Raw genomic sequence first — 17,502 nt, 5'->3', positions numbered from 1 at the left:
CAGACCTTTCGGTTGCGGGGCCCGTCCTGGTGGTGTCGCGTCCCTGACGCGGCTACCGGACCGAGCGCGGGGCTCAGACGGCGGCCGGGTCCTCCTCGGTGAGGAGGTTGCGGGTGCGGTTCGGGTCGACCGGGATGCCGGGGCCCATGGTGGTGCTGACCGCGGCCTTCTTGATGTAGCGGCCCTTGGCGGCGGACGGCTTCAGACGGAGGATCTCCTCCAGAGCGGCGCCGTAGTTCTCCACCAGCTTGTCGTCCTCGAAGGACGTCTTGCCGATGATGAAGTGCAGGTTCGAGTGCTTGTCGACGCGGAACTCGATCTTGCCGCCCTTGATCTCCGTGACGGCCTTGGCCGTGTCGGGGGTCACGGTGCCGGTCTTCGGGTTCGGCATCAGACCACGCGGGCCGAGGACGCGGCCGAGGCGGCCGACCTTGCCCATGAGGTCCGGGGTGGCGACGACGGCGTCGAAGTCCAGACGGCCCTTCGCCACCTCGTCGATCAGCTCGTCGGCGCCGACGATGTCGGCGCCCGCGGCACGCGCGGCCTCGGCACGGTCACCGGTCGCGAAGACCAGGACCCGGGCGGTCTTACCGGTGCCGTGCGGGAGGTTCACGGTGCCACGGACCATCTGGTCGGCCTTGCGCGGGTCGACACCCAGGCGGAAGGCGACCTCGACGGTGCCGTCGAACTTGGTCGTGGAGGTCTCCTTGGCGAGACGGACGGCCTCGAGCGGGGCGTACAGCTTCTCCCGGTCGATCTTCTCGTCCGCAGCGCGAAGGGCCTTGCTGCGCTTGCTCACAACTTGCTCCTGTGTGTTCTGAAGGAGTCGTGGTGTACGGGCCGAGCAGGCCCTACCACGGTGGTTCTACGAAGGTGGGGTTCAGCCCTCGACCGTGATGCCCATGGAACGGGCGGTGCCGGCGATGATCTTCGACGCGGCGTCCAGGTCGTTGGCGTTCAGGTCGGGAAGCTTGGTCGTGGCGATCTCACGGACCTGCGCCTCGGTGATCTTGGCGACCTTGGTCTTGTGCGGCTCGCCGGAGCCCTTCTCGACGCCAGCGGCCTTGAGGATCATCTTCGCGGCCGGCGGGGTCTTGGTCACGAAGGTGAAGGAACGGTCCTCGTAGACCGTGATCTCCACCGGGATGACCCAGCCACGCTGCGACTCGGTCGCGGCGTTGTAGGCCTTGCAGAACTCCATGATGTTGACGCCGTGCTGACCGAGCGCGGGGCCGACCGGCGGGGCCGGGTTCGCCGCACCGGCGTTGATCTGGAGCTTGATGAGCCCCGTGACCTTCTTCTTCTTGGGAGGCATAGCTCTCCGGGTCCTTTCATTTCGGGTCCTGCCTGCGCGAGGGGACCAACCCGAACGCAGGCATACCGCACAACGATAACGGGTATAGATGCGCGGCCAAAAACCGAGCAGGTCAGGGGCCGGGAAACGGCACCTGACCTGACACGGACATCCAGCTGGGGCGCGCCCCCTGAGGGGCGCCGGGAACTGCGCGAACAGCCCCCACCGGCCCGCGGCCGACGAACGACCGACCGACTCAGTTCTTCTGAATCTGGTCGAACGAAAGCTCGACAGGCGTCTCACGCCCGAAGATCTCCACCAGACCCTTGACCTTCTTGGAGTCCGGGTTGATCTCGTTGATCGTGGCCTGCAGCGTGGCGAACGGACCGTCGGTCACCGTCACCGAGTCGCCCACCTCGAAGTCCAGCACCTGGACCTCGACCTTGCGCTGCGGCGCCGGCTTGCCCTCGGCCTCCGCCGCCTCGCGTGCCGCCTTCTCCTCGGCCTCCGGCGCGAGCATCTTGACGATCTCGTCCAGGGTCAGCGGGTAGGGGTCGTACGCGTTGCCGACGAAGCCGGTGACGCCGGGGGTGTTACGGACGACACCCCACGACTCGTTGGTCAGGTCCATACGGACGAGCACATAACCGGGCAGCTTGTTCTGCTTGATGGTCTTGCGGTCGCCGTTCTTGATCTGGACGACCTCTTCCTGCGGCACCTCGGCCTGGAAGATGTAGTCCTCGACGTTCAGCGAGACGGCGCGCTGCTCCAGGTTGGTCTTCACGCGGTTCTCGTAGCCGGCGTACGTGTGGATGACGTACCACTCGCCGGGGAGCACGCGCAGCTCGTCGCGCAGCGCCTGGACGGGGTCGACCGGCTCGGCGGGCTCTTCCTCGACAGCCTCTTCGACCTCGTCGGTCTCCTCGGCCTCGACGGCGTCCTCGTCCTCTTCGGAGTCCTCGTCCTCGTCCTCGGCGTGGACCGCGGTCTCCTCGGCCGGCTCCTCCAGCTCGGCCTCGGCAGCCTCGAACTCGTCCTGCTCGTCCGCGCCCTCGACGATGTCCAGCTCGTCTTCGACGGCCTCTTCGGGCTCGACGGCCTCGACGGCGTCGTTCAGGTTCGGGTCAGACACGATGGCTGCTTCTTCCTGGATACATAGGGGTGGAACATGCGAAAACGGGCGCCGGTACCACGGCGCCCTTCGCTCTGTGCTCAGCCGAAGACGTACTTGGCCGCGTGGTTGAGTCCATAGTCAATCACGGTCACCAGAGCGATCATGATGGCGACGAAGAAGATCACCACGGTGGTGTACGACGTCAGCTGGTTTCGAGTCGGCCAGACGACCTTGCGGAGCTCCGCGATGATCTGGCGATAGAAGGTACCGAGACGCTTCAGCGGGCCCTTCTTGGCACGCTTACCGCCCTTGCGGCCCTTCTTGGACTCCTGCACCTCATCGGCATCAGGCGTGTCGATGGAGCCCACGGCGTCCGTCATTCGTCCTCACCTGGTCCCGGGTCATGGCCGTGCCGCGCCCGGTTTCTGGAGCCGCACGGCGGTGCAATACTTGTACGTACATGCGCACACATCCTGGCGGTGTGTGTAGCAGGGCCGGAGGGACTTGAACCCCCAACCGCCGGTTTTGGAGACCGGTGCTCTACCAATTGAGCTACGACCCTTTGTGTGTTCCCCAACGTACCGCATCCACCCGCGTGCTCGGTGTGCACCCGCTCAGGCACGGCTGTTGAAGGCCAACGAGGTGAGAGTGTACGTGGTCCGCGGCGCCGCGTCGAACAGAAAGCGGCAGTCGGGGCCGCCGTACGGAAGATCGTCCTGGCCGGGGGCCGGATCCGCACGCTTGTTCATGGTTCGGCCCGTAGTTGTTCAGTCTGTGAAACCGGCGTGCCGGGCAGGTTTCCGGTCTGAAACGATGGGCACCATGAGCGCTGCAACCCCTCCCACCGAGCGCCGGGTCTCCGCCCGAGTCGGCGCGATCTCCGAGTCCGCCACCCTCGCCGTGGACGCCAAGGCCAAGGCCCTCAAGGCCGCCGGGCGTCCGGTGATCGGCTTCGGCGCCGGTGAGCCCGACTTCCCGACGCCGGACTACATCGTCGAGGCCGCCATCGAGGCCTGCAAGAACCCGAAGTACCACCGCTACACCCCGGCCGGCGGTCTGCCCGAGCTGAAGGCCGCGATCGCCGCCAAGACCCTGCGGGACTCCGGCTACGAGGTCGACGCCTCCCAGGTCCTCGTCACCAACGGCGGCAAGCAGGCCATCTACGAGGCCTTCGCCGCGATCCTCGACCCGGGCGACGAGGTCATCGTCCCCGCCCCGTACTGGACGACCTACCCGGAGTCCATCCGGCTGGCCGGCGGTGTCCCGGTCGAGGTCGTCGCGGACGAGACCACCGGCTACCGCGTCTCCGTGGAGCAGCTGGAGGCGGCCCGTACCGAGAAGACGAAGGTCGTGCTCTTCGTCTCCCCGTCCAACCCGACCGGCGCGGTCTACAGCGAGGCCGAGACCGAGGCGATCGGCCGCTGGGCCGTGGAGCACGGCCTGTGGGTCCTCACGGACGAGATCTACGAGCACCTGGTCTACGGCGACGCGAAGTTCACCTCGCTGCCGGCGGTCCTGCCCGAGCTGCGCGACAAGTGCATCGTGGTCAACGGCGTGGCGAAGACGTACGCCATGACCGGCTGGCGGGTCGGCTGGGTCATCGGCCCCAAGGACGTCGTCAAGGCGGCCACGAACCTCCAGTCGCACGCCACGTCCAACGTCTCCAACGTGGCGCAGGTCGCCGCCCTGGCCGCCGTCTCCGGCGACCTGGCGGCCGTGGCGAAGATGCGGGAGGCCTTCGACCGGCGCCGCCAGACGATCGTGCGGATGCTCAACGAGATCGACGGCGTGTTCTGCCCCGTACCCGAGGGCGCCTTCTACGCCTACCCGTCGGTCAAGGCGCTGCTCGGCAAGGAGATCCGCGGCAGGCGCCCGGCCTCCTCGGTGGAGCTGGCCGAGCTGATCCTGGAGGAGGCCGAGGTCGCGGTCGTCCCCGGCGAGGCCTTCGGCACGCCCGGCTACCTGCGCCTGTCCTACGCGCTCGGTGACGAGGACCTCGCCGAGGGCGTGAGCCGCATGCAGAAGCTGCTGGCGGACGCCAAGGACTGACCTCACGACAGCGCGCGCCACGCACACGGGAACGGGCCGTCTCCCCGCGGGGAGGCGGCCCGTTCCCGTGTGCGAGCAAGGCCACTAAAGGTGAATCCGCTACCGGTACGACAGGTACGTACGGCAGGATCCTGGAATGGAGCACGTACGTGATGTCACTGAGCTGCCGAAAGCTCATCTGCATCTGCACTTCACCGGTTCGATGCGGCCGGGAACCGTCCTGGAACTGGCCGACAAGTACGGCGTGCGCCTCCCCGAGGCGCTGACCGATGCCCTGACCAGCGGCGAACCACCGAGACTGCGGGCCACCGACGAACGGGGCTGGTTCCGCTTCCAACGGCTGTACGACGCCGCGCGCTCCTGCCTCAGAGCGCCCGAGGACATCCAGCGGCTGGTCCGGGAGGCCGCCGAGGAGGACCTCAAGGACGGCTCGGGCTGGCTGGAGATCCAGGTGGACCCGACGTCCTACGCCCCGCGTCTGGGCGGCCTGATCCCGGCCCTGGAGATCATCCTGGACGCGGTCGAGACGACCTCCAGGGAGACCGGCCTCGGCATGCGCGTCCTGGTGGCCGCGAACCGTATGAAGCACCCCTTGGACGCGCGCACGCTGGCCCGGCTCGCCGTCCGGTACGCGGACCGGGGTGTGGTCGGCTTCGGGCTGTCGAACGACGAGCGGCGCGGCATGGCACGGGACTTCGACCGGGCGTTCCACATCGCGCGCGAGGGCGGCCTGCTGGCGGCCCCGCACGGCGGCGAGCTGACCGGCCCGGCGTCCGTGCGGGACTGCCTGGACGACCTGCACGCCTCCCGGATCGGCCACGGCGTACGGGCGGCGGAGGACCCGAGGCTGCTCAAGCGCCTGGCGGACCGGGAGATCACCTGCGAGGTGTGCCCGGCCTCCAACGTGGCCCTGGGCGTCTACGAGAAGCCCGAGGACGTCCCGCTGCGGACCCTCTTCGAGGCGGGCGTCCCGATGGCCCTGGGCGCCGACGATCCGCTCCTGTTCGGCTCCCGGCTGGCCGCGCAGTACGACATCGCGCGCGTGCACCACGCCTTCACGGACGCGGAACTGGCCGAGCTGGCCCGCCAGTCCGTCCGCGGCTCGGCGGCACCGGAGGATGCGAAGGCCAGGCTCCTCGCCGACATCGACACCTGGCTCGTCGCCCCGCTGCCCGTGTCCTGACTCCCGTGTCCTGATTCCCGTGTCCTGATTCCGCTGTCCTGAGTCCCCTGCCCTGAGTCCCCTGCCCTGAGTCCTGGTCAGGCGCCGGTGGCAGGGCGGGCGGGTTCCGCGGCGACGGAGATCCCGCCCAGCAGGGTGCGGGCGACGCGGGCGGCGAACGCGTCGACCGGCGGGCGCTCGCCGGTCGGGGTCGCGTCGTAGGCGAAGACGCGCTGGACGCAGGCGCCGAGGAGCAGGGTGGCCGCCGCGGTGGTGTCCGCGTCGGGCCGGATCCGGCCGAGCGCCTTCTCGGCGCACAGGTAGGCGTCGAGCGCCCGCATCGGCACATGCGGTCCCGCGCCGATGGTGCGGAGCGTGTCGTCGAGCTTCCGCTTGAGCTGCTGCTCGGCGTACAGGGACGCGATGATCGGGAAGCTCTCCTCGTAGAAGAGCGCGGCCTGGCGGGCGATCTGGGTGAGGTTGTCCTCCAGGCTGCCCCGGCCGGGCTCGACGGTGAGCCGGCCCAGCAGCGGGAGAAGCCGCGGCAGCCGCTCGGTGAGCACGTGCACGAACAGCTCTTCCTTGCTGGGGAAGTACTTGTAGAGGGCCGCCTCGGAGCAGCCGGCCGCCCTGGCGATCTCCTTGGTGGTGGCGCGGGCGAGCCCGACGGTCCGCATCAGCTCGTGAGCGGCGTCGAGGATGCGGACGCGGGCCGGTTTCTGCTGCATGAGGCCCAAGGATCACATGTCCTTTCCAGCGGGTGCGACGGATGCCCCGCAGAGGCTTGACGAGTGGGTGAGTACTTACTCACTCTAGAGACCGAGCAGAGGTGAGTGAATACTCACCCACCTCCTGACGCACGAACACACGGGAGCAGTCATGAACCTCACTGTCTTCGGCGCGACCGGCGGGATCGGCCGGGAGATCGTCCGCCAGGCACTGGCGTCCGGCCACCGGGTCACGGCGGTCGTCCGCGACCCCGCCCGGCTGACCGTGACCGGCTCCGGCCTGGAGGTCGTGCGCGCGGACCTCACCGACGCGGAGGCGGTCCGCCCTGCGGTCACGGGCCGGGACGCGGTCCTGTCCGGCCTGGGCCCGCGCAGCCGCAAGGACGCCGGGGTCGCCGCCCGCCTGACCCGTACGGTGCTGACGGCCATGGAGGCCGAGGGCGTACGGCGGCTCCTGGTGGTCAGCGCGGCACCGGTGGGCCCGGAACCGGACGACGGGGTCGTCGACCGCACGGTACGTGGCCTGGTGAGCAGGATCCTCAAGCCGGTCTACGACGACCTGCGCGAGATGGAGGCGGAACTGTCCCGCAGCGGCACCGACTGGACGTCCGTCCGCCCGCCCCGCCTCCAGGACAAGCCCCTCACCGGCAGGTACCGCACGGTGATCGGCGGCTTCCCGCCCAGGGGCCGTTTCATCGCGCGGGCCGACGTGGCCCACTCGATGCTGGCGATGACCGATGACGAGGGAACGGTGAAGCAGGGGGTGGGGGTGGCGTACTGAACCCGCCGGGTCCCCGGACGCCTCTGGGACGTCTCCGAGCGCCTAGAGGGTCACGCCGACGGTCACCGGCTCGTTGACCAGGGTCACGCCGAAGGCCTCCCGGACCCCGGCGACGACCTCCCGGGCCAGCCCCAGCAGATCCTCGGTGGTGGCTCCGCCCCGGTTGGTCAGCGCCAGCGTGTGCTTCGTGGAGATCCGGGCCGCGCCGGCACCGTACCCCTTGGTGAACCCGGCCTTGTCGATCAGCCAGGCCGCCGAGGTCTTGGTACGTCCGTCCCCCGCCGGGTAGGCGGGCGGCTCGGCCGCGTCGCCCAGCCGCTCCCGCACGCGCGTGTGGAAGGCGGCGAACTGCTCGTCCGTGAGGATCGGGTTGGTGAAGAAGGACCCCGCCGACCAGGTGTCGTGATCCTCGGGATCCAGCACCATCCCCTTGCCGGCGCGCAGCTTGAGCACGGTCTCACGGGCGTGGGCGAGCGGCACCCGGTCCCCCGGTTCCACCCCGAGCGCCCGCGCGGCCTCCGCGTACCGCACCGGCGCCGACAGCCCGCCGGCGTCCTCCAGGCCGAACCGGACACGCAGCACGACATACCGCTCGGGGTCGGCCTTGAAGCGGCTGTGCCGGTAGGAGAACGCGCACTCCTCGTTGGTCAGCGTCACCGCCTCGCCGCTCCGCCGGTCGTACGCGACGACCTCGGTGACGGTCGAGGAGACCTCCTGCCCGTACGCCCCCACGTTCTGGATGGGCGTGGCCCCCGCGGACCCCGGGATCCCGGCGAGGCACTCGATGCCCGCGAGGCCGGCCTCGACGGTGCGGGCGACCGCGTCGGTCCACACCTCGCCGGCCGCCAGCTCCAGCGTCGTGCCGCGCAGTTCGAAGCCGGTGGTGGCGATGCGCAGGGCAGTGCCGTCGAAACCCTTGTCACCGATGACCAGATTCGATCCGCCGCCGATGACCAGCAGCGGGGTCCCGCTGTCGTCGGCCGCGCGGACGGCGGCGATCACCTCGGCGTCGGTGGTCGCGGTGACCAGCCGGGTGGCGGGGCCGCCGAGCCGGAAGGTGGTGAGCGGGGCGAGTGGGGCGTCGTGGAGTTCCTGCACGCGCCCAAGACTACGAGACGCCACCGGCAGCCCGGCCGCCACGAGCCGCACGCGCGCGTGGGACCCCGTCCACCGGAAACGGGGCCCCACGCGCGCGTGCCGTCGGTCATGACCGGTCGTTCTCAGCCGCCGACGGTCTCCAGCGCCGGGACCGGCTCACCCTCGGCGACGAGCCGCGCGGCGCGCCGCCGGCCGGGGATGACCAGGGCCGCGATCCCGGCGAGGGCCACCACGGCCGCACCGGTGACCAGGGCGGGCCGCAGTCCGTCCACGAAGCTCTGAGCGCTCTCGTAGCCGCCCTGGGCGGCGAAGATCGACGACATGACCGCGACGCCGAGTGCGCCGCCGACCTCACGCAGCGCGTTGTTGGCGCCGGAGGCGATGCCCTGTTCCTGCGGGCGTACGGCGGACATCACCAGGTTGGCGGCCGGGGCGAAGTACAGGGCCATGCCGATGCCACTGACGATCAGACCGGGCAGCTGGGCTCCGTAGGAGGCGTGCGCGGTGACGACGGAGGCGAGGTAGCCGAGTCCGGCGGCCTGGAGGAAGAGTCCGGCGGCGACGACGGGGCGGCCGCCTATCCGGTCGGACAGTATGCCCGCGATCGGTGCGACGATCATCGGCATGCCGGTCCAGGGCAGCATCCTGAGGCCGGCCTCGGTGGGCGAGTAGCCGAGCACGCCCTGCATGTACTGGCTGAGCAGGAAGATCGACCCGAACATGCCGAGGAACATCAGCAGGCTGGCCGCGTTGATCCCGGAGAAGGCGCGGGAGCGGAAGAGCCGCATCGGCAGCATGGGGTTCTTGGCGCGGCTGCCGTGCAGGACGAAGCCGACGAGCAGGACGCCGCCCGCGAAGAGCCCGGTGAGCACGAGCGGGCTGGTCCAGCCGTCGGCGGGGCCGCGTACCAGGCCGTAGACGATCCCGAAGAGGCCGCCGCTGGCGAGCAGGGTGCCGGGGATGTCGAGCGGGGCACCGGTGCCGTGGGACTCGGCGAGGCGCAGGCGGGCGAGCGGCAGCAGGACGAGGCCGAGCGGCACGTTCAGCCAGAAGATCCAGTGCCAGGACACGTGTTCGGTGAGGCTGCCGCCGATGAGCGGTCCGGAGGCGACGGCGAGCCCGTTGACGGCACCCCAGATGCCGTACGCCATCCCGCGCTTGGCCTCGGGCACGGCGGCCGTCAGCAGGGTGAGCGTGAGGGGCATCATGATCGCCGCGCCGACGCCCTGCACCGCGCGGGCGGCGATCAGGGAGTCGATGCCGGGCGCCATGGCCGCGGCGGCGGAGGCGCCGGTGAAGACGGCGAGTCCGGCGAGGAAGAGCCGGCGGCGGCCAAAGCGGTCACCGAGGGCGGCGCCGAACATCAACAGGACGGCGAAGGTGAGCGTGTAGGCGCTCACGGTCCACTCGAGGTCGTCCAGGGCTCCGCCGAGGTCCCTGCGGATCGACGGCAGGGCGGTGGTGACGACGAGGTTGTCGAGGGCCGCCATGAATCCGGCGACGCTGGTGATGACGAGCGCCCATCCGGCGCCCCCGCGACGTGCGGTCTCTTGTGACATCGCTCCCCCAGAGCATGCTCTGCGTAGATTAGTTATTGATCACTAATTTTTTGGCCCACGAAAATGCCGGGACCGGCGAACCGCCCGTCACCCCTCGTTGCACTTCCCCAGTCGCCCCGTGGCCTCGGCGTCCGAGAACATCCCCTGCCAGACGCGGTGTTCGGGCGGAAACCCCATGGCCGCGTAGGTGTTGATGAGCATCCCCTTGGCCAGGAAGGCCGTGGTGGCGTCGACATCGACCCCCGAGAGCAGGTGCACCGTGTCCCAGAGCCGCATCCAGCCGGCCCGCACCAGCTCTCCGAACTCGTGCTCGCCCTCCGCCTCCGCGGCCGCGACGGTGATGTACGTCTGCATCTGCATCTGGAGCCGCTCCGGCCGCTCCTGGATCAGCCGCACATACGCCTCGCCCATGGCATGCAGGGCCTCCTCGCCCTTCAGCCCCTCGGCCACCTCCTCGAAGACCTGCCGCATGTCGTCGATGCAGCGCTGCGAGGCCGCGGCGAAGATCGCCTTCTTGCCCGGGAAGAGCCGGAAGAGATAAGGCTGCGAGACCCCGACCCGCTTGGCGATCGTCTCGGTGGAGGTGCCGTAGTAGCCCCTCTGCGCGAACTCGGCCATCGCCGCGCGGATGACGCTCTCGCGCCGCTCCTCTGCGCTCATTCTGACCATGCGACGAAGTTAGTACTCAATCACTAACCACGTCAAGGGGGCCCGGGGCGCCGTACTTCCAGGGGCCGTACGCAGGTAAGGGGCGCCCTGCCAGGGAGGGCGCCCCTTACCGAGTCGTCGGGCTCAGCCCAGCCGCACGACCGCCCGTGACATGCCCAGCACCTTCTGCCCGGCGCTCGTCGCCGTCAGGTCGACGCGCACGGTGTTGTCGTCGAGCTTGGCCGCGACCCTGCCGCTGACCTCGATCAGGGCACCCTGGTCGTCGTTCGGGACGACGACGGGCTTGGTGAAGCGGACGCCGTAGTCGACGACCGCACCCGGGTCGCCGGTCCAGTCGGTGACCACACGGATCGCCTCGGCCATGGTGAACATGCCGTGCGCGATGACGTCCGGCAGGCCGACCTCCTTGGCGAACTTCTCGTTCCAGTGGATGGGATTGAAGTCCCCGGAGGCGCCCGCGTACCGCACCAGCGTGGCGCGGGTCACGGGAAAGGTCTGCGCCGGCAGTTCGGTGCCGACCTCGACGTCCTCGTAAGCGATCTTCGCCGTCATCGGATCCTCACGCCCCCTCTGCCACGTCCGCCGCGCGGGACACCAGCTTGGTCAGGGCGCTCACCACGAGCTCGCCCGCCTCGTCGTGGACATCGCCGCGGATGTCCACGATGTCGTTGCCCGCGAGGGACTTGATGGCCTCGATGGTCGAGGTCACGGTCAGCCGGTCACCGGCCCGCACCGGGCGCCGGTAGGCGAACTTCTGGTCGCCGTGCACCACCCGGCTGTAGTCCAGGCCGAGCTGCGGGTCCTGGACGACCTGGCCGGCCGCACGGAACGTGATCGAGAAAACAAAAGTCGGCGGGGCGATCACATCGGAATAGCCGAGTGCCTTGGCGGCCTCCGGGTCCGTGTACACCGGGTTGGCGTCGCCCACCGCCTCGGCGAACTCACGGATCTTCTCCCGGCCCACCTCGTAGGGCTCGGTGGGTGGGTAGGTCCGTCCCACGAAGGACTGGTCGAGCGCCATTGGCCCGGCACCTCCTGATGTCTGCTGTGATGCCCCACAAACTAGCGGGAAAGCCGTCCCCCGAAACGCCGTGAGGCCGCCCCCGGATGGGGACGGCCTCACGGACGAGCCTGTTGTTATCGCGTCTCGCGGTGCGCAGTATGCGCGTTGCAACGCGGGCAGTGCTTCTTCATCTCCAGTCGGTCCGGGTTGTTACGCCGGTTCTTCTTGGTGATGTAGTTCCGCTCCTTGCACTCCACGCAGGCCAGCGTGATCTTCGGGCGGACGTCGGTGGCAGCCACGTGAGTGCTCCTTGACGAACGGGTGGGATGGTTTAACGCATAAAAGAGTAGCCGATCGAAGGACCGACCCCACAATCGGCTACTGTCAGTAGCGGTGACCGGACTTGAACCGGTGACACAGCGATTATGAGCCGCTTGCTCTACCGACTGAGCTACACCGCTTTGATGAGATCAGTCCCGCCTCGCGACGGGACTTCTCACACCAGAGCCCCAATACGGAATCGAACCGTAGACCTTCTCCTTACCATGGAGACGCTCTGCCGACTGAGCTATTGGGGCGAGCGATGAAGACATTACACGCTCGGCCGCCGTTCGCCCAAATCCGTTTCCCGCCGCCCTTCCCGGCCCCTTCCGCGCGGCTCACGACAGCCTCCTGGACCCCCTCCGGCACTCCCCACGCACGCGTGGCGAACCGTTCCTCGCAGGTCCGACGGCTCCGGTACGACTATTGCGCTCCTCCCCGCCCCACGCGGCTCGCCACCCTAGGCTCGACTCACTCTGCGTGATCTTGAGTCCAATGCCTGGACCGACCCTCATGGAGCGCGATGCCCGACAGCCAGCCGCAGCCGCCCCCGTCGTCGTCCGATCCGCAGGGTTCCTCGGGCCAGCCCGACCCGGCCGCGCTCCTGCTGTGCGGGGCACGGCTCACCGACGGCCGGACCGTGGACGTACGGCTGGGCTGCGGACGCATCGAGGCGGTGGGCACGGCCGGCAGCCTGGCGCCGGGCCCGGCCTGCGCGGGCGGCACACGCGTGGACCTGACCGGCTACCTCCTCCTCCCGGCCCCGGCCGAGCCACACGCCCACGGCGACACCGCGCTCTCCGCCGAACACGGCGGCCCGGTCTCGTACGAACCCGAGGACGTCCAGCGCCGCGCCACCGAGGCCGCTCTGCTCCAGCTCGGGCACGGTTCGACGGCGGTACGCGCGCACGTACGCGTCGGCGACGTACAGGGGCTGGGCGCCCTTGCCGCGGTCCTCCAGGCGCGCCGCTCGCTGCGCGGGCTCGCGGAGCTCACGACGGTCGCGATGCCACGCGTGCTGACCGGTATCGCCGGTGCCGACGGGCTCGCGATGCTGCGGGACGCCGCGAAGATGGGCGCGTCCGTGGTGGGCGGCTGCCCGGACCTGGACCCCGACCCCACGGGCTACGCGGAGGCGGTCCTGGAGGTGGCCTCCGAACACGGCTGCCCGGTCGACCTGCACACGGACGCCACCGACCCGGCCCGGCTGGCCCGGCTCGCGGCGATGGCGGGAGGCATGCGCCCCGGCGTGGTCCTCGGTCCGTGCGCCGGGCTCGCACGCCTGCCCTCCGAGGTGGCCGCGCGGGTCGCGGACCAGCTCGCCGCGGCCGGCATCACGGTGGTGTGCCTGCCCCAGGGCGGCTGCGGCTCCGTCGACCGCCGCGGCACGGCTCCGGTACGGCTGCTGCGCGCGGCCGGGGTACGGATCGCGGCAGGCAGCGGCGCCCTGCGCGACCTGTCGAACCCCGTGGGCCGCGGCGACCCGCTGGAGGCGGCCTACCTCCTGGCCTCCCGTCACGGCCTGCGCCCCGAGGACGCCTACGACACCGTGAGCGCCGCCTCCCGCGCCGCCCTCGGCCTCCCCGAGGTCCGCGTGGAGGCCGGCTTCCCCGCCGAGCTCCTCGCCGTACGCGGCGACCACCTGGCCGGCGCCCTCTCCCTCGCCTACAGCCGGATCGTGGTGCACCGGGGGCGCGTGGTGGCACGCACGAGCGCGGTCCGCGAGTACTGCAACTCGGCGGTGGCGGCGGAACTGGGGCTGCCGCGGCAGGGGCGCGGGGAGTTGTCCTGACGGGCCCGGGAGCGCGCCGCCCGGAGCCTGGCGTCACCGCGGGACGCCCGAACCGGACCGGCACACTCGGCGGAACCCCACGCGCGCGTGGGGCGCATGAAGTCATGCGGCGGATGCGGGGCTTCGGGCGTACGGTCTGAAACATGCGCATTGTCATCGCTGGTGGTCATGGTCAGATCGCGTTGCGGCTGGAGCGGCTGCTCTCCGCGCGCGGGGACGAGGTCGCGGGGATCATCCGGAAGGCCGAACAGGGCGACGACCTGCGGGCGGCAGGTGCCGAACCGGTGCTGCTGGACCTGGAGTCGGCGTCGGCCGAGGACGTCGCGGAGCATCTGCGGGGAGCGGACGCGGCGGTGTTCGCGGCGGGTGCGGGCCCGGGCAGCGGTTCGGCCCGCAAGGACACGGTGGACCGGGGTGCGGCGGTGCTGTTCGCGGACGCGGCCGTGCGCGCGGGCGTACGCCGGTTCGTGGTCGTCTCCGGGATGGGCGCGGACCCGGCGCACCAGGGCGGTGAGGTCTTCGACGCCTACCTGCGGGCCAAGGGCGAGGCCGACGCCTACGTGACCGGGCAGAGCGCCCTGGACTGGACGATCCTGCGCCCCGGAGCGCTGACGGACGCGCCGGGCACCGGTCTGGTCCGCCTGGAGGCCCATACGGGCCGGGGCGCGATCACCCGGGACGATGTGGCCGCCGTACTGGCGGAGTTGGTGGACACCTCGGCGACGGCCGGCCTGACCCTGGAGCTGATCGGCGGGTCGACGCCGGTCTCGGTGGCCGTGAAGTCGGTGGCCGGGAACTGAGTTCTCAGAACAGCGGCAGCTGCCCGGGGAACTCGGGCACGACGTAACCGTCCAACGAGGGCTGTACGGCCCCGATCTGGGCCTGCTGCCGCGAGCCGGAGCACGAGACCAGTTCCCCGGCCTCGCGCGCCCCGGGCGGGTCGTGACGTGCGAAGCGGCCCGCCACGACGGCGATTTCACGGTGGCACACCGGGCAGGTTCTACGGCGGGAGGACATGCGCTCAGTGTGCCCCGGAGCGAGGCCCGCGCGACGGACCGCCGACTCCTGCCGCACCACCCACGAAGCACCTACATGATCTTCATCACGCCTCCGCCTCCACGCGGCCCGGGGCCGTGAAGGCATGCGCTCGAACTCATGACGAAGGGCCCGTGACCTGCTGGACAGCAGGTCACGGGCCCTTCGTTCCCGTGTGGCGGCGCCAGGATTCGAACCTGGGAAGGCGAAGCCACACCGCCGGGGATTTGCCACCAGGCCGAACCGCTTTTCTGCGGTGCTCCCTGGCAACGACGTAAACAATACCCGATGCACAGGGGTGCTCCGCCACTCGATTGATCGCCGCCCGCGGGACGCGGGATGGCTAGGCTGGTGCGGATGCGGCCCGGTCCCCGCACCGGGCTCGGCGGCCGTCGCCGCACGCCGGAACGCATCCCGTTACGCCCCCGGATACAAGGAGCCACAGGACATGGCCGACTCCAGTTTCGACATCGTCTCGAAGGTCGAGCGGCAGGAGGTCGACAACGCCCTCAACCAGGCCGCCAAGGAGGTCTCACAGCGCTACGACTTCAAGGGCGTGGGCGCCTCGATCGCCTGGTCCGGCGAGAAGATCCTGATGCAGGCGAACTCCGAGGAGCGGGTCAAGGCGATCCTCGACGTCTTCCAGTCGAAGCTGATCAAGCGCGGTATCTCGCTGAAGGCCCTGGACGCGGACGAGCCGCAGCTCTCCGGCAAGGAGTACAAGATCTTCGCGTCGATCCAGGAAGGCATCTCCCAGGAGAACGCGAAGAAGGTCGCGAAGATCATCCGCGACGAGGGCCCCAAGGGCGTGAAGGCCCAGGTCCAGGGCGAAGAACTGCGCGTCACCTCCAAGAGTCGCGACGACCTCCAGGCCGTGATCGCGCTCCTGAAGGCCCAGGACCTCGACTTCGCGCTCCAGTTCGTGAACTACCGGTAGGCAGCGTCGTCGACGCACCAGAAGGGCGGGTACCTCGCGGCACCTGCCCTTCTGGTGCCTCCTGATGCCGTCTCGGAGCTTCTCGGGCCTTCTCGTACACCGGCCGTGGCCGGAGGTGGCCGGGGCGGTCAGTCGCGCGAGTTGCCGAACAGGACGCGATAGGCGATCAGCAGGACCAGCGAACCGCCGATCGCCGCCACCCAGGTCGCGCCGTCGTAGAAGTTCTTGGTGACCGGGTGGTCCAGCCAGCGGGCCGAAATCCAGCCGCCGAGGAACGCACCCACGATGCCGATGAGAGTCGTGCCGATGAAGCCGCCCGGGTCGCGTCCCGGCAGCAGGAACTTGGCGATGGCGCCGGCCAAGAGTCCCAGGATGATCCAGCTGATGATGCCCATGACCTGAACCTGCCCTGCCACGCTGTTTTCGCACTGCTCCGGCGCTGTGACTTGGGTCCGGGCCGACTGTGCCGGGCAGGAAGGTGCCGGACAGGCCGTCCGAGCGGTCCGCATCTGTCCGACGCGCGGATGTTCGTGCCTTGTCGATGGCGAGGACGTCTGGGCGACACCGCGCGGTTGCGATGGTCAGTAGGCTGCGGCGCGTGGTTGCCTCCCGTTCCGATCTGCGGCGCACGCTGGGCGTGCGCGATGCCGTGGTCGTCGGACTCGGCTCGATGGTCGGAGCCGGCGTGTTCTCCGCTCTGGGCCCCGCGGCCCGCGCGGCCGGGTCGGGGCTGCTGCCGGGCCTGGCCGTCGCCGCGCTGGTCGCCTACTGCAACGCCATGTCCTCGGCGCGTCTCGCCGCCCGCTACCCGCAGTCGGGCGGCACCTACGTGTACGGGCGGGAGCGGCTCGGCGCCTTCTGGGGATATCTCGCGGGCTGGGCGTTCGTCGTCGGCAAGACGGCGTCCTGCGCCGCGATGGCGCTCACCGTGGGCGCATACGTCCGGCCGGGGCAGGCGCATGTGGTGGCGGTCGCGGCCGTGGTGGCGCTGACCGCCGTGAACTACGGCGGCATCCAGAAGTCGGCCTGGCTGACCCGGGTGATCGTGGCCGTGGTGCTGGCGGTCCTCGCTTCCGTGGTGGTCGTGTGCCTGACGTCCGGGGCGGCGGACGCGGGGCGGCTGGACATCGGACTGCCGTCGGGCGTGGGCGGGGTGCTTCAGGGGGCCGGTCTGCTGTTCTTCGCGTTCGCCGGGTACGCGCGGATCGCGACCCTCGGCGAGGAGGTACGGGACCCGGCACGGACCATCCCGCGTGCGATCCCGCTGGCTCTGGGGATCACGCTGGTGGTGTACGCGTGCGTGGCGGTGGCCGCGCTCTCGGTGCTGGGCGCCGACGGGCTCGGGCGGGCGGCCGCACCGCTGACCGACGCGGTCCGGGCGGCCGGGGTGCCGGGGCTGGTGCCCGTGGTGCGGGTGGGGGCTGCGGTGGCCGCGCTCGGCTCGCTGCTGGCGCTGATCCTCGGGGTGTCGCGGACGACGCTGGCCATGGCCCGTGACGGTCATCTGCCTCCGGCGCTGGCCGCCGTGCACCCCCGTTTCCAGGTGCCGCACCGCGCGGAACTGGCCGTCGGCGCGGTGGTCGCCGTGGTGGCGGCGACCGTGGACGTCCGGGGTGCCATCGGTTTCTCCTCCTTCGGTGTGCTGGCGTACTACGCGGTGGCCAACGCCTCGGCATGGACGCTGGATCCGGCACCGCGGGCTCGGCTGGTTCCGGTGGTGGGACTGCTGGGGTGCGTGATCCTCGCGTTCGCGCTGCCGGCGGCGTCGGTGGCCGCGGGGGCGGCCGTGCTGGCGGTGGGTGCGCTCGCGTACGCCGCGCGGCGGCGGGTGACGGCCCGGTAGACACGGCGACCGTTGACGACCGGCGGCGGCCCGCGGCAACACACGGCGATCGCAATCGCTACAGCCACCGCGACCTGTGGCGCAGGACGGTGGCGGCAGTGCCCGGGGGCTTCCCCT

The 17,502-nt window shown here is 70.5% G+C and carries 21 protein-coding genes and 3 tRNA genes; 7 read left to right on the top strand and 17 right to left on the bottom strand.

Annotation, left to right across the window (positions count from 1 at the left end; genetic code table 11):
• Nucleotides 1–73: 73 nt before the first annotated feature.
• The 6 genes from rplA to IEZ11_RS52125 form a co-directional block, all read right to left on the bottom strand.
• Nucleotides 74–799, bottom strand: coding sequence for a 50S ribosomal protein L1 (gene rplA, locus IEZ11_RS44630; protein ID WP_189268819.1), 726 nt, complete (start codon nt 797–799; stop codon nt 74–76).
• Between the two features lie 81 nt (nt 800–880).
• Nucleotides 881–1,315, bottom strand: a complete 435-nt coding sequence (gene rplK / locus IEZ11_RS44625) for a 50S ribosomal protein L11 (protein WP_005481290.1) — start codon at nt 1,313–1,315, stop codon at nt 881–883.
• Between the two features lie 235 nt (nt 1,316–1,550).
• Nucleotides 1,551–2,426 carry a transcription termination/antitermination protein NusG gene (gene nusG / locus IEZ11_RS44620; protein ID WP_189268818.1) on the bottom strand — a complete coding sequence of 292 codons (876 nt, stop codon included), beginning with the start codon at nt 2,424–2,426 and terminating at the stop codon, nt 1,551–1,553.
• A gap of 80 nt (nt 2,427–2,506) precedes the next feature.
• On the bottom strand, nt 2,507–2,788 hold the full coding sequence (gene secE / locus IEZ11_RS44615) for a preprotein translocase subunit SecE (RefSeq protein WP_189268817.1): 282 nt from the start codon (nt 2,786–2,788) through the stop codon (nt 2,507–2,509).
• Nucleotides 2,789–2,897: 109 nt separating this feature from the next.
• Nucleotides 2,898–2,970 (bottom strand) — tRNA-Trp (locus tag IEZ11_RS44610).
• Between the two features lie 52 nt (nt 2,971–3,022).
• Nucleotides 3,023–3,157, bottom strand: coding sequence for a hypothetical protein (locus tag IEZ11_RS52125; RefSeq protein WP_268239967.1), 135 nt, complete (start codon nt 3,155–3,157; stop codon nt 3,023–3,025).
• 73 nt (nt 3,158–3,230) lie between these two features.
• Here IEZ11_RS52125 and IEZ11_RS44605 point away from each other — a divergent pair, with 73 nt between their 5' ends.
• Complete coding sequence (locus tag IEZ11_RS44605; protein WP_189268816.1) at nt 3,231–4,457, top strand: pyridoxal phosphate-dependent aminotransferase; 1,227 nt, start codon at nt 3,231–3,233, stop codon at nt 4,455–4,457.
• A 136-nt stretch (nt 4,458–4,593) separates the two neighbouring features.
• Complete coding sequence (locus tag IEZ11_RS44600; protein ID WP_189268815.1) at nt 4,594–5,640, top strand: adenosine deaminase; 1,047 nt, start codon at nt 4,594–4,596, stop codon at nt 5,638–5,640.
• 77 nt (nt 5,641–5,717) lie between these two features.
• Here IEZ11_RS44600 and IEZ11_RS44595 read toward each other — a convergent pair whose 3' ends face one another.
• On the bottom strand, nt 5,718–6,347 hold the full coding sequence (locus IEZ11_RS44595; RefSeq protein WP_189268814.1) for a TetR/AcrR family transcriptional regulator: 630 nt from the start codon (nt 6,345–6,347) through the stop codon (nt 5,718–5,720).
• Between the two features lie 151 nt (nt 6,348–6,498).
• Here IEZ11_RS44595 and IEZ11_RS44590 point away from each other — a divergent pair, with 151 nt between their 5' ends.
• The gene (locus IEZ11_RS44590) at nt 6,499–7,128 is read left to right on the top strand and encodes an NAD(P)-dependent oxidoreductase (RefSeq protein WP_189268813.1); all 630 of its coding nucleotides are present in this window, start codon (nt 6,499–6,501) and stop codon (nt 7,126–7,128) included.
• A gap of 42 nt (nt 7,129–7,170) precedes the next feature.
• Here the strand turns inward: IEZ11_RS44590 and IEZ11_RS44585 are convergent, their stop codons facing one another.
• The 8 genes from IEZ11_RS44585 to IEZ11_RS44550 form a co-directional block, all read right to left on the bottom strand.
• Nucleotides 7,171–8,226, bottom strand: a complete 1,056-nt coding sequence (locus IEZ11_RS44585) for a UDP-N-acetylmuramate dehydrogenase (RefSeq protein ID WP_189268812.1) — start codon at nt 8,224–8,226, stop codon at nt 7,171–7,173.
• A 122-nt stretch (nt 8,227–8,348) separates the two neighbouring features.
• Nucleotides 8,349–9,785, bottom strand: coding sequence for an MFS transporter (locus IEZ11_RS44580; protein WP_189268811.1), 1,437 nt, complete (start codon nt 9,783–9,785; stop codon nt 8,349–8,351).
• A gap of 87 nt (nt 9,786–9,872) precedes the next feature.
• The gene (locus tag IEZ11_RS44575; protein ID WP_189268810.1) at nt 9,873–10,454 is read right to left on the bottom strand and encodes a TetR/AcrR family transcriptional regulator; all 582 of its coding nucleotides are present in this window, start codon (nt 10,452–10,454) and stop codon (nt 9,873–9,875) included.
• 123 nt (nt 10,455–10,577) lie between these two features.
• Nucleotides 10,578–11,006 (bottom strand): MaoC family dehydratase, encoded by a 429-nt coding sequence (locus IEZ11_RS44570; RefSeq protein WP_189268809.1) that lies wholly within the window; start codon nt 11,004–11,006, stop codon nt 10,578–10,580.
• Nucleotides 11,007–11,013: 7 nt separating this feature from the next.
• Complete coding sequence (locus IEZ11_RS44565) at nt 11,014–11,475, bottom strand: MaoC family dehydratase N-terminal domain-containing protein (RefSeq protein WP_189268808.1); 462 nt, start codon at nt 11,473–11,475, stop codon at nt 11,014–11,016.
• Nucleotides 11,476–11,591: 116 nt separating this feature from the next.
• Nucleotides 11,592–11,756 carry a 50S ribosomal protein L33 gene (gene rpmG, locus IEZ11_RS44560; protein ID WP_003948671.1) on the bottom strand — a complete coding sequence of 55 codons (165 nt, stop codon included), beginning with the start codon at nt 11,754–11,756 and terminating at the stop codon, nt 11,592–11,594.
• 89 nt (nt 11,757–11,845) lie between these two features.
• A tRNA-Met gene (locus IEZ11_RS44555) sits at nt 11,846–11,918 on the bottom strand.
• Between the two features lie 44 nt (nt 11,919–11,962).
• Nucleotides 11,963–12,035 (bottom strand) — tRNA-Thr (locus IEZ11_RS44550).
• Nucleotides 12,036–12,301: 266 nt separating this feature from the next.
• On the opposite strand from IEZ11_RS44550, the gene IEZ11_RS44545 reads away from it, so the two are divergent.
• The gene (locus IEZ11_RS44545; RefSeq protein ID WP_189268807.1) at nt 12,302–13,570 is read left to right on the top strand and encodes an amidohydrolase family protein; all 1,269 of its coding nucleotides are present in this window, start codon (nt 12,302–12,304) and stop codon (nt 13,568–13,570) included.
• 143 nt (nt 13,571–13,713) lie between these two features.
• Nucleotides 13,714–14,370 carry an SDR family oxidoreductase gene (locus IEZ11_RS44540; RefSeq protein WP_189268806.1) on the top strand — a complete coding sequence of 219 codons (657 nt, stop codon included), beginning with the start codon at nt 13,714–13,716 and terminating at the stop codon, nt 14,368–14,370.
• Nucleotides 14,371–14,374: 4 nt separating this feature from the next.
• Here IEZ11_RS44540 and IEZ11_RS44535 read toward each other — a convergent pair whose 3' ends face one another.
• Nucleotides 14,375–14,587: a hypothetical protein gene (locus IEZ11_RS44535; protein WP_189268805.1), complete on the bottom strand. Its 213-nt coding sequence runs from the start codon at nt 14,585–14,587 to the stop codon at nt 14,375–14,377.
• 466 nt (nt 14,588–15,053) lie between these two features.
• Between IEZ11_RS44535 and IEZ11_RS44530 the strand changes: the two genes are divergently transcribed.
• Nucleotides 15,054–15,542 carry a YajQ family cyclic di-GMP-binding protein gene (locus IEZ11_RS44530; protein WP_189268804.1) on the top strand — a complete coding sequence of 163 codons (489 nt, stop codon included), beginning with the start codon at nt 15,054–15,056 and terminating at the stop codon, nt 15,540–15,542.
• Between the two features lie 128 nt (nt 15,543–15,670).
• On the opposite strand, the gene IEZ11_RS44525 is transcribed toward IEZ11_RS44530, so the two are convergent.
• A complete protein-coding gene (locus IEZ11_RS44525) occupies nt 15,671–15,937 on the bottom strand; it encodes a GlsB/YeaQ/YmgE family stress response membrane protein (protein WP_189268803.1) in 267 nt (88 codons plus the stop codon).
• Between the two features lie 203 nt (nt 15,938–16,140).
• Here IEZ11_RS44525 and IEZ11_RS44520 point away from each other — a divergent pair, with 203 nt between their 5' ends.
• Nucleotides 16,141–17,385 carry an APC family permease gene (locus tag IEZ11_RS44520; RefSeq protein WP_373295058.1) on the top strand — a complete coding sequence of 415 codons (1,245 nt, stop codon included), beginning with the start codon at nt 16,141–16,143 and terminating at the stop codon, nt 17,383–17,385.
• Nucleotides 17,386–17,502: the final 117 nt, after the last annotated feature.

The organism is Streptomyces fuscichromogenes, assembly GCF_014645815.1.
In the GTDB taxonomy this organism is placed as follows: domain Bacteria; phylum Actinomycetota; class Actinomycetes; order Streptomycetales; family Streptomycetaceae; genus Streptomyces; species Streptomyces fuscichromogenes.
This window is presented reverse-complemented; position numbering and strand designations above follow the sequence as displayed.